General features: G+C 39.5%; 10 protein-coding genes. All 10 read right to left on the reverse strand.

What is annotated here, in order from left to right; genetic code table 11:
- Positions 1–350: 350 nt before the first annotated feature.
- Positions 351–1268, reverse strand: coding sequence for a hypothetical protein (locus ACP5NR_RS08280; RefSeq protein WP_428006288.1), 918 nt, complete (start codon positions 1266–1268; stop codon positions 351–353).
- A 56-nt stretch (positions 1269–1324) separates the two neighbouring features.
- On the reverse strand, positions 1325–2683 hold the full coding sequence (locus ACP5NR_RS08285) for an ATP-binding protein (RefSeq protein ID WP_428006289.1): 1359 nt from the start codon (positions 2681–2683) through the stop codon (positions 1325–1327).
- 185 nt (positions 2684–2868) lie between these two features.
- Positions 2869–4068, reverse strand: coding sequence for an MFS transporter (locus ACP5NR_RS08290; protein WP_428006290.1), 1200 nt, complete (start codon positions 4066–4068; stop codon positions 2869–2871).
- Positions 4069–4137: 69 nt separating this feature from the next.
- A complete protein-coding gene (locus ACP5NR_RS08295) occupies positions 4138–4707 on the reverse strand; it encodes an anthranilate synthase component II (protein ID WP_428006291.1) in 570 nt (189 codons plus the stop codon).
- Positions 4708–6132: an anthranilate synthase component I gene (gene trpE / locus ACP5NR_RS08300; RefSeq protein ID WP_428006292.1), complete on the reverse strand. Its 1425-nt coding sequence runs from the start codon at positions 6130–6132 to the stop codon at positions 4708–4710.
- Positions 6129–6932: a tryptophan synthase subunit alpha gene (trpA, locus tag ACP5NR_RS08305; protein ID WP_428006293.1), complete on the reverse strand. Its 804-nt coding sequence runs from the start codon at positions 6930–6932 to the stop codon at positions 6129–6131. The genes trpE and trpA overlap by 4 nt, the downstream gene beginning before the upstream one ends.
- Positions 6929–8104, reverse strand: a complete 1176-nt coding sequence (gene trpB, locus ACP5NR_RS08310) for a tryptophan synthase subunit beta (protein ID WP_428006294.1) — start codon at positions 8102–8104, stop codon at positions 6929–6931. Before trpB ends, trpA begins: the two co-directional genes overlap by 4 nt.
- A complete protein-coding gene (locus ACP5NR_RS08315; RefSeq protein ID WP_428006295.1) occupies positions 8101–8712 on the reverse strand; it encodes a phosphoribosylanthranilate isomerase in 612 nt (203 codons plus the stop codon). Before ACP5NR_RS08315 ends, trpB begins: the two co-directional genes overlap by 4 nt.
- Entirely contained in the window at positions 8713–9483 is a 771-nt protein-coding gene (gene trpC, locus ACP5NR_RS08320) for an indole-3-glycerol phosphate synthase TrpC (RefSeq protein ID WP_428006296.1), read from the reverse strand.
- On the reverse strand, positions 9480–10496 hold the full coding sequence (trpD, locus tag ACP5NR_RS08325; RefSeq protein ID WP_428006297.1) for an anthranilate phosphoribosyltransferase: 1017 nt from the start codon (positions 10494–10496) through the stop codon (positions 9480–9482). Before trpD ends, trpC begins: the two co-directional genes overlap by 4 nt.
- Positions 10497–11110 lie beyond the last annotated feature (614 nt).

Consider the following 11110-nt stretch of genomic DNA (forward strand, 5'->3'; position numbering starts at 1 on the left):
GAATGTTCATTTAATTTAAGCGAAGGGCAGGATGCCTCCGAGATGGCCTCCGCAGCCTGCGAGGACCAGACATCGAGCGGGCGCCTGGCGGAGCCAATGATTTTCATATTTAAAATTGGTCAAGTATACTTACTGAATATATTTCATCACTTTAGAAAGGAAATGTCAAGATGTTATAATAAACAAAAGAGCAATTCATCTCACCACTTATAGAAGTGGGAGAATTCTTGCTTAAAAGGGCGTTAAATATTTCAATACCGAAAATAATTCAGTATGTGCTCTCCATTTCTTCGGCTCTGTTAAAAAAGTGCATAACTTTTTCTTGAATGGATAAATGTCAATAAGGATGATTATAAAATTTTTTTCAGTTCTTCTAAATCTATATCGAAAATGTGAGAAATTATGTAGTCCAACACCGCTGGATCAGCATTTTGAATTTTGCCCTTCAACTCTTTTGTGTATTTGTCTTTGAACTTGGCTATCAGCAATTTGGCTGCGTAATCTTTCATTGCCTGAAGTTTTCCTTCCTCGATGCCTTGCTGTAATCCTTGCTGTAATCCTTGCTGTAATCCTTGCTGTAACCCTTGCTGAAGTCCTTGTTGGAGTCCTTGCTCTATTGCTTCTTTTCTTTCTTTTTCGAAAATATCGACGCTGTACATCTTGACCAGCCTCCTTTTTAATTCCTCTATAAAACTTCTTTCGTAAACCGTTGCGGTTATAACAAGCGTGGACGTTAGCACATCGTCTCTTAGATTCACATCTACATTCATCTTTGCTTCTTCATCTATCAATTCTGTTATCAACTCTTTATTGCAATTTTTCATCAAAGGCATTAAAATCATTTCAATCATATTCCCAGACTTCATTTTTGCGTGCTCTACAATGGCATTTGAATCCATCTGTGAAACTTTTATAAAACCCGGCTCGAATTTCACCATCTCATTTTGAATTATCTGTTTTGGCACATCCGACCTACCAAGATATATGACGTATGTTTTTACTGGCACCTTAAACTGTCTGGTTAAAAGCGCATTGTAAACAAAGAATCTGTTGAGATCATCGGGCGTCATTTCCTGTTGAAATTCAACATGAACAATCTCTTTATCTGCCTTCAGAACAAAGTCGGCGTGAAAATCAGATATTCTTACATCTTTTATTTCTTCAGAAAGATTTTCAACATCATTAACGTCATTTATGCCGATGAATTTTGCTATTTCATAAGGAGAAATATGAGAAAAATATTTCAAAATCACATCTTTGTACGCCATAGATGTCCTTCTTCTTAAGACTTTACTTTATTATAACATTTTCAGTTTAAAATCAGTTAAATGACGTTGAATTCTTTGTTGACGATCTCTTCTATCATGTCAAGATCTATTTTTATTATTTCATCATCTTTGTTGGATTCAAAGCCAGATTTACTAACAAAAACAAGAATATGTTTTCTTTGATCTTTTATGAATTTACACTTTTGAATAAAATTGTTGAGATCTGATTCTGATGTTTTTTTGTTTCTCCATTTACATTCGAAGATAATTAAAACATCTTTTGTTTCTCCAACTATATCAAACTCGTAAACTTTGCCATCAGGTGCCTTTAACCAGTGTTTTCCAATGCTTTCCGGCATTACCGGAATAACGCCGTTCTTATAAAAAAATGGCATCAGAAATTTCACAACTTCTTCGAAAGTCCTTCCAATAATTTCATTTATGTTTTTTATTGTGAAATCAAGCGCCGATTTAGGGTTAAATTCGATTGTGTCTTGATTTGAATATATGTATTTAAACCAGAAACTCAGAAAATTTCCCTTTATTTTGTATCTTGCGCCACGTTTTGACTTCGACAATTTATTTTCAACTTTTTCAACGATGTCATAATGGGTCATTAATTCGTTTATGTATTTCATGGCTTTTGTTCTTTCCATCTTAGTCCTATCGCATATTTCTCCTATTTCTCTGTCAAAATATCCTATTCCTTCGAGCACCGCAAAATATCCCGGATGTTCTGTACCAAATTCTCCTACAAGCAGATTTTTGCCCTCTTCTTTTAAAGGTGCAAAATTGCCAAAGAAAAGTTCTTCGATTAGGGTCTCAAAAGGTTTTTTACTTTCAAGGTACCAAAGGTATTTTGGAACTCCTCCAAGTATGGCATACCACGTGATTGTTTCTTCGAGAGTGTATCCAAAATTTTTCAACATTTCAAAGACTCCGAAAAAATTGAATTCTTTCAATTGAATCAAATATTCACTTCTGCCAAAAAGAGGCTCTTTTAGATCGAGAAAGATTTTCTTCATCATTCCCACGTAAGACCCCGACAGTATCAGTAAAATATTCGACTCCGTACTATCCCAAACATTTTGTAGAATGGAAAAAATCGAAGGATCAACTCTAAGGAAATTTTGAAATTCGTCGATTATCACGATTCTTTTGGAATTCAAAAGATATTTAAAAAAAGCATCCCAGTTCTCAAAAGATCCATCAAAAATCCGTCTTGAGAAATCTTTAAGAAGAGTTTCAGATGATCTCGTATCGACAAAAAAATAATTCGCCTCGGGATAGGCATTTCTCAAAAGATATGTTTTACCAATCCTTCTTGGACCATAAAGTACGATCATGTGCTTTCCATTTTGATCTTTGATTTTTTTCAGAAATGCCGTTTCTTCTGTTCTGTTGAAAAAGCGCATGACTTTTTCACCTCTTGTATACTGCACAGTAACTTACTGTACAGTATACAATTTGAATGGATAAATGTCAATAAGGATGATTATAAAATTTTCTTTGCTGTACATCTTGACCAGCCTCCTTTTTAACGCTCTTTTAAGCAAGAATTCTCCCACTTCTATAAGTGGTGGGAGCATGTCACTCGCAGTTATGCAGTCACGTTGCTGGAATGATTCCACATGTACAGCATAAAAGGTATAGATGCGACCTCGAGGACAATTGAAAAGATGACAACGTACGATATCGAGATGTCGTAAAGTGCTCCCATGAGTGTGCTTCCAATAAGCCATGCACCACCGTAAAATATGTTGAAAAGTCCGTAAGCCTTTCCTCTCGAGTCAGCAGGAATGATGTCCGCGATCGATGCTCTGAGTACTGTGTCTTGGATGCCAAGCACTATTCCCCAAAGTATCATGCCGACTATGGCAAGCGCATAGCCAAACGAAAAGACAAGCGGTGTTACTGCGATTGCAAGCAAAGGAATCAAAAGCAAAGATTTAAAGCCAATTCTGTCATATACCCTGCCTATGATGAATGCGGCAAGTCCTTCAGTTCCCATTGCCACGGCAAAGATTATCGGTATCATGGCATCTGAAAGTATCTGATTTTTGCCAAAGTGGTAAGATATTATCATGAAATGGGCAAAACCCATCATGGTTAAGGTTACGAATATTGAATAGATCCAGAATCTTTTGTTTAATTTGCCTGTATTTTCATGTTTCCGCTCTTTGGAGGCATCTTGTGGCGGATTGCTTTCTTCCATCTCGTAAGGTTTTGGATAATGCCTCATCGAGACAAGAAGTATTATCATCGCTATAATCGCTGGAATAAGCATGAAAGTGTATCCAAGTTTATAATCGTTAGGCTTCAAAAACAAAATCAGAGCGACAAACAACGGACCGATTATGGCTCCAATTTGGTCTATGACTTTGTGAAGGCCAAAACCTTTTCCTCTGCCAACTTCTTTGGTTGCAAAAGAAAGCATGACGTCTCTTGGCGGATTTTTGAAAGCCTTGCCAAATCTTTCTATTATTATGAGTAAAAACGCTATTTGCCAGTTCCAGGCAAGTGCCATCAAAGGAACGGCAAAAAGATTTATCGCATATCCAATTATCGTCAAAAGCCAGTAAGATTTTGTCCTGTCGACGACGTAGCCCGTTATGAATCTAAGTGCGTATCCGACGAATTCTCCGAGACCACCGGCAAGTCCAACGACAAGGGCGCTTGCGCCAAGCATTGACATAAATGGCCCGTTTATGCTTCTCGCCGATTCATGGGTCATATCGGCAAAAAGGCTAACGAAACCAAGCAGAAGTATGAATATGATCGCTTTCTTTTTACTGTCCATCTCTACCTCCGTCGATAAGCATTCAGATTTTATTATATACCAAGTTATGTTTAAAATCGAATGTCTATTTCAGAAATTGATCTTGGAAATAAAGTTTTCTATCATCTTTTTTCCATATTCTGTCATTATCGACTCGGGATGAAATTGAAGACCGTAAACCGGATATGTTTTGTGACGTACGCCCATGACAAGGCCATCGTCCGTTTGGGCTGTTATGACAAGTGTTTTTGGAATCGTCGATCTTTCGATTATTAAGGAATGATATCTCATGGCGATGAACGGATTTTTCACATTTTCAAAAATATAACGATTTTCGTGGATTATCTTTGATGTTTTTCCGTGCTTTATTTCAGGAGCATGTATTATTTTCCCTCCGTAAGCGTATCCTATTGCCTGATGGCCGAGACATATGCCTAAGATAGGAATATCTTTTATTCCTTTGATAAGATCAACGCATACACCAGCGTTTTCAGGTCGACCAGGTCCCGGAGATATGACTATTCTGTTGGGCTTCATTTCTTTTACCTGATCAACCGTTATCTTGTCATTCCTAACGACTTTGACGTCCTTTTCGATTTCTCCTATGTACTGGTAGAGGTTATAAGTGAAAGAATCGTAGTTGTCTATCAAGAGTACCATTCATATCGCCTCCTCGAGTGCTTTCAATTTGTTCAAGGTTTCTATGTATTCCCCGTGAGGATCGGAATCATACACTATTCCCGCTCCTGCCTGAATGTAAGATTTTTCGCCTTTGAAAAGGATCGTCCTTATGGTTATGCACATGTCCATATTTCCATTGTAAGAAAAGTAACCGGTTGATCCGGAGTAAAAGGATCTTCTTGTCTTTTCAAGTTCGTCTATTATTTCCATTGCCCTCACCTTCGGTGCGCCTGAAACAGTCCCTGCCGGCAGGCATGAAATAAGCGCATCAAAAGGACCAAGTCCTTTTTTGAGTTTTCCGCTTATCTTTGAAACCATGTGCATGACGTGAGAATAAAAATCAACTTCCATGAATCTTTCCATCTTAACCGACCCAAATTCGCTGATCTTGCCTATATCGTTTCTCCCGAGATCAACAAGCATGAGATGTTCGGCGCGCTCTTTTTCGTCTTTTGTGAGTTCTTCTTTAAGTTTCGAATCTTCCAGTTCGTTCTTTCCTCTCGGCCTTGTGCCTGCTATCGGGTTTGTTATGACTTTGTCTCCAAAGACGTTTACAAGACTTTCCGGAGAAGAACCGGCCAATTGAAAATTTCCAAAGTCTATGTAAAACAGGTAAGGAGAAGGGTTGAGAGATCTTAGCCTTCTGTAAACGTCAAAAGGATCGGAGTGATTTTCGATCTCGAGTCTTTGGGACAGGACCACCTGAAATATATCTCCGTTTTTAATGTATTCTTTGGCTTTATCCACTATTGAGCAAAACTGCGCTTCGGTGAAATTGGAGGTAAAATGTTTTCCGTCGCGCGTATCCGGAAGTTCATGGATCCCGTTCGGTTTAAGCAACGTAGATGAAAGCGCTGAGATCTCGTCCACGCTGTCCTGGTAATTATCATTTTCAAATATGTTTTTAACGATGAAAGCCTTGTGTGTCAGATGATCGTAGCAGATGAATTGTTTGTAAAACATGAGATATGCCTCCGGTACCTTCAATTCGTCATCGTTTTTATCCGGTAAAAATTCGTACTGGCGTATTACGTCGTACCCGATGTAACCGATGGCACCTCCGGTGAATGGAATTTTCATGTTAATCGGATCGTAATTGAAGTTCATCGTGTTTTTTAAGATATCCAAAATTTTACCTGTTTCATGGATTTCGGATCCGTTTTCTATCGATATCTTATTAGAATAACTGCTTATTTTCATGTATGGATCCGATCCGATGAAAGAATATCTTCCGGTTCCTTTTTCGTATTCGGCACTTTCGAGCAAAAATTTATTTTTTCCGGATAAATTGTAAAAAATGCTTATTGGAGTTATTTCATCGCCGTTCATCTCGAGGTAGAATGGAAAGACTTTCTTTTCTTTTTTGTATCGTTCAAAAATCTCTTTTGATAGGTTGAATTTCATATTTTCACCTCTGAAAGACCATTTTTCAACTCAGAGACGAACTTTTTGAGATTTTCAAGCATTTCGTCTCTGTCTTCAAATTGAGACATCACGTTGATTATGGCACTGCCGACGATCACGCCGTCGCAGTAATCCTTCACCTCTCTTATCATGGCCGCACTTGATATGCCAAAGCCAAGAGCGCGCGGCACATCTGTGAATTGGGCGATGGTATTCATGTAAGATTTGAGATCCGTGCCTATTTTTTCTCTTGCGCCGGTTACACCGTTGACGGAAACACAATACACAAACCCATCCGCATTCTCAACGATGGCACGTATTCTTTCCCGGGAGGTCGGTGCCACAAGCGGTATAAGAATTATGCCTTTTTTACCCATCAAATCGGATATTCCCGCCCTTTCTTCTATGGGAAGATCGGGTATTATGATTCCATCTATTCCCGCTTTGCTTGATTCTTCGAGAAATTTTTCTATGCCGTATTTGAAGATCGAATTGTAGTAAACAAGGAAGACAAGTGGCACTTCGCTGATTTTTCTTGTTTTTTTGACTATATCCATTATGGCCGGAATTTTAATTCCCATTTTTAAGGCCCTCGTTGAAGAGGCCTGAATTGTTGGTCCGTCTGCAAGCGGATCTGAATAAGGTATGCCGATCTCAATTATGTCCGCACCGGCCTCTTCCATGCTTTTGATGGCTTTTACCGTAGTGCCAGCATCGGGATCGCCGGCTGTTATGAAAGTTATGAGCGCTTTTTGTTTATTCGTTTTGAGGTATGAGAACTTTTCATTTATGCTGTTCATAATTTCACCCCCATGAATTTGGAGACTATATCCACGTCTTTATCGCCACGACCTGAAAGGTTTACTATTATTATCTTATCTTTGTCAAGGGTCGGTGCAAGTTTCATGGCATGTGCGACTGCGTGGGCGCTTTCGAGTGCGGGAATTATCCCTTCGATCTTGGAAAGGGTCATAAAAGCATCAAGTGCCGCTTTATCGGTTGCGTAAACGTATTTTGCCCTTCCGCTTTCTTTGAGGTATGCGTGTTCGGGTCCAACCCCGGGGTAATCAAGGCCGGCCGAAATCGAATATACCGGCAGGATCTGTCCTTCTTCATCTTGAAGGATGTAAGTCATCATGCCATGAAGCACTCCTGTCGAACCTCCGTAAAAGGTTGCCGCGTGCCGCCCGCTTTCTATGCCCATTCCACCTGCTTCAACGCCTATCAATTGAACGTCTTTATCTTCGATAAAAGGATAAAAAATACCCATGGAGTTGCTTCCGCCTCCGACGCATGCCACTATGTAATCCGGCAATCTTCCTTCTTTTTCGAGAATTTGAGATCTTGCCTCGTCCCCTATTACCCTTTGAAAATCTCTTACCATCGTTGGATATGGATGGGGACCGACAACAGATCCCATGATGTAAAAGGTTGTATCCACATTTGAAACCCAGTTTCTTATCGCTTCGTTTACGGCATCTTTCAGCGTCTGGGTACCGGTTTTAACCGGTGTTACCTGCGCACCGAGCAATTTCATTTTGAATACATTTAACGATTGACGTCTTATGTCTTCTTCTCCCATGAAAATTTCACATTCCATTCCGAATTTCGCCGCTCCAGTCGCAGTGGCAACGCCGTGCTGGCCTGCTCCTGTTTCGGCTATAACCCTTTTTTTGCCCATTCTTTTTGCGAGCAGAATCTGGCCGAGTACGTTGTTTATCTTATGGGCACCGGTATGGTTCAAATCTTCTCTTTTGAGGTATATCTTTGCACCCCCGAGTGTTTGTGTGAGATTTTCGGCGTAATAAAGCGGGGTAGGTCTTCCCGAATATTCTTTTAAATAATATCTGTATGTTTTCAAAAATTCTTCATCTTTCATGGCGTTTTCAAATTCGTCTTCAAGTTCGATCAACGCATTCATAAGCGTTTCCGGCACATACTGCCCTCCGAATTTTCCAAATCTTCCCTTCATAAACTTCTCACCTTCTCGATGAACTCTTTCATTTTTTCAAAATCTTTGTATCCATCGGTTTCAACACCGCTTGAAACGTCCACAGCGTATGGCCTGACTTTTCTTATGCCTTCTTCAACGTTTGATGTGTTCAAACCGCCCGCAAGTATCAAAGGTTTTCTGAATTCGAAATTTTTGACTGAATTCCAGTCAAAACTGATGCCCGTTCCGCCGTAAGCACCTTTCACAAAACTTTCAATTAAAATTTTATCTGCATTCGTTTCAAATACAAGGTCTTCTGAGGCTTTTACTCTTAACGCTTTCCATATTTCGGTATCGAAGATTTTCTTTAAGTTTCCGATGTAAGATTCGTCTTCGTCTCCGTGTAACTGAATAACGTCAAGGTTAAGTGATGTTGTGATATCATAAACAAAATCCATCTTCTCATTGACAAATACCCCCACACGTTTTATGCCGGCATCAAGGCTCGCAATGAGCGTTTTTGCCTTTTCTTTGCTTACGATCCTTTTGCTTTGGGAAAAAACAAAACCAACATAATCGGGTCTGAGTCGATTTGCGTATTCGATATCTTCAATTCTTCTCAATCCGCAAATTTTTATTTTTGTCATTCATATCGACCTTATTTCACCGATGAAATTTAAAATTTCATCTTTGCTCATTCTCATAAAGGTTTCTCCGATAAGCACGGCATCCACGCCGATCGAAGAAAGATATTTTACGTCATCTGCCGTTTTTATGCCGCTTTCGGACACGATCGTAACATGATTGGGAATATTCCGAATAAGACGTTCTGTTGTCTTAAGATCGACGCTGAAATCTTTTAAATTTCTGTTGTTTATGCCTATGATCTCACATCCGCAATCAAGTGCCGTTTCAAGTTCTTTTTCATCGTGCACTTCAACGAGGCAATCAAGTTCTGAAGACTTTGCAAGTTCGTTGAATTTTTTGAGTTTGTTTTGAAGAATTGCGACTATGAGCAGAACGGCATCCGCACCGAGAAGTTTGGATTCCGTTATTTGATACTCATCGACGATGAAATCTTTTCGTAGAACCGGCTTTTTTGTTTCATCTCTGACTAATTTCAGATATTCGTCTTTTCCTTTGAAATATTTGTCTTCGGTCAAAACCGAGATCGCATCGATATTCGCCGAATCGTAAATTTGCGCCTGTTTTTTCGGAGAGAAATCATTTTGTATTATGCCCTTCGATGGAGAGGCCTTTTTTATTTCCGCGATTATGGAGATACGATCTTTTGAAAGGACACCTTTGAAATCTCTTTTTTCAATTTTTAATGATGCTTTTATCGGTTCAAGTGGTTGTTGCTTTTTCTGCAACTCGACTTTTGAAAGTTTGTATCTTACTATTTCATCGAGTATCATAATCTCACCTTTCCGAATTTCACTATCTGATCAAGTTTTTCAAGTGCCAATCCGGAGTCCAAAATCGATTTTGCCGCTGAAATTCCTGCTTTCAAATTTTTGACAGTCTTTCCAACGTAAAGTGCCGCTGCGGCGTTTAGGACAACGATGTCCCTTTTCGGGCCTTTTTTGCCTTCAAAGATCTCTTTTATTATCATGGCATTTATCTGTGGATCACCGCCTGCTATTTCGCCTAAATTTGCATATGGAATGCCAAAATCATGAGGATCGATGATGTAATCCATGATTTTTTCATCTTTGACTTCGCTTACGAAGGTGCGTGATGTCGTCGTTATCTCATCAAGACCATCTTCTCCGTGAACCACCATCGCCCTTTCGCATCCGAGTTTCAAAAGTACCTTTGCAAGCGGATGGACAAGATTTCGATCGTAAACGCCCAAAAGTTGTCCTTTCACAAAGGCCGGATTTGTTATGGGACCAAGCACGTTGAACACGGTTCTTACGCCGAGTTCTCTTCTTATATCGGCAACGTATTTCATCGCAGTATGATACTTTTGAGCAAATAAAAATCCGAAACCTACGTTTTCTATTTCCGTTTTTACCATTTGCGGATCCATTTCTATTTCAACGTCGAGTGCTCTTAAAACGTCCGCACTGCCGCTTCTGCTTGATGATGCTCTGTTTCCGTGCTTCGCGACCTTGACGTCACCTGCCGCGGCTATTATCGCAACGGCAGTTGAAATGTTAAATGTTTTGCCACCGTCTCCGCCGGTTCCGCATGTGTCTATGGCATATTCAGGATCGATGTTCAATCTGTTTGCTTTTTCTCTCATGGATTCCGCAAAGCCTGTTATTTCGTCAACGGTTTCACCTTTCATCCTGAGTGCAACGAGAAAGGCACCTATCTGTGATGGCTGAGAATTTCCGCTCATTATTTCGTCCATGCTTTGTTTGGCCTCTTTTTGGGAAAGGTCTTCTCCCAGGACAATTTTAGAAATGGCTTCTTTAATCACCATGATCCCTCCAATCTCTTTAAAATAAAAAATCGGGGATCTTTTTGTAAGATCCCCGATGCCAGATACTTTTTATGGCAAAAAAGTACCATCACCCTTAGCATCGGGTGCGGTACCACCACCAATTGTTATTTTCAGAGATGACGCTTAAAGAAAAATCCATCATTTTACCACCTTGCGAAAAATATACCACAAAAAAGATAAGATGTCAACCTCTTATAAAAAATCTAATCAAAGTATCTAAAACTTTTTAGGCGATCACAAATCGTATTCTTTGGCACAGTATCATGAAAGGTGACATACTCCCCCCACTTATAGAAATGGGAGAATTCTTGCTTAAAAGGACTTAAAACACTAAAATTCGTAGTAAAAGCCAAAATTAGCTCCCACATCAAATAATCCTATGCTTGTAAGAGAAGTGTCTATGTAAAGCGTTTGTTTAAATAAAAGTGGTATATTTTGTATCTTCCAGTGCTCAACAAGCGATCCCCCAACTCCAAATCCAAAAGTTGTAACGTAACCACTTGCAAGATAAAATACTGATCACCGCCCGTATGATTCAACTTGTGATATATTTGCATTCAGCAACACATCCCAGACGTACATCTTCTCGC

It is taken from the genome of Athalassotoga sp. (assembly GCF_049965695.1).
Taxonomy (GTDB): Bacteria; Thermotogota; Thermotogae; order Mesoaciditogales; family Mesoaciditogaceae; genus Athalassotoga.

What these genes read in the sequence shown, in the direction of transcription:
- ACP5NR_RS08295 (WP_428006291.1), bottom strand. Translation starts at nt 4,707, where the DNA reads ATGGTACTCTTGATAGACAACTACGATTCTTTCACTTATAACCTCTAC.
- ACP5NR_RS08290 (WP_428006290.1), bottom strand. Translation starts at nt 4,068, where the DNA reads ATGGACAGTAAAAAGAAAGCGATCATATTCATACTTCTGCTTGGTTTC.
- trpB (WP_428006294.1), bottom strand. Translation starts at nt 8,104, where the DNA reads ATGAAGGGAAGATTTGGAAAATTCGGAGGGCAGTATGTGCCGGAAACG.
- ACP5NR_RS08285 (WP_428006289.1), bottom strand. Translation starts at nt 2,683, where the DNA reads ATGCGCTTTTTCAACAGAACAGAAGAAACGGCATTTCTGAAAAAAATC.
- trpC (WP_428006296.1), bottom strand. Translation starts at nt 9,483, where the DNA reads ATGATACTCGATGAAATAGTAAGATACAAACTTTCAAAAGTCGAGTTG.
- trpA (WP_428006293.1), bottom strand. Translation starts at nt 6,932, where the DNA reads ATGAACAGCATAAATGAAAAGTTCTCATACCTCAAAACGAATAAACAA.
- ACP5NR_RS08315 (WP_428006295.1), bottom strand. Translation starts at nt 8,712, where the DNA reads ATGACAAAAATAAAAATTTGCGGATTGAGAAGAATTGAAGATATCGAA.
- ACP5NR_RS08280 (WP_428006288.1), bottom strand. Translation starts at nt 1,268, where the DNA reads ATGGCGTACAAAGATGTGATTTTGAAATATTTTTCTCATATTTCTCCT.
- trpE (WP_428006292.1), bottom strand. Translation starts at nt 6,132, where the DNA reads ATGAAATTCAACCTATCAAAAGAGATTTTTGAACGATACAAAAAAGAA.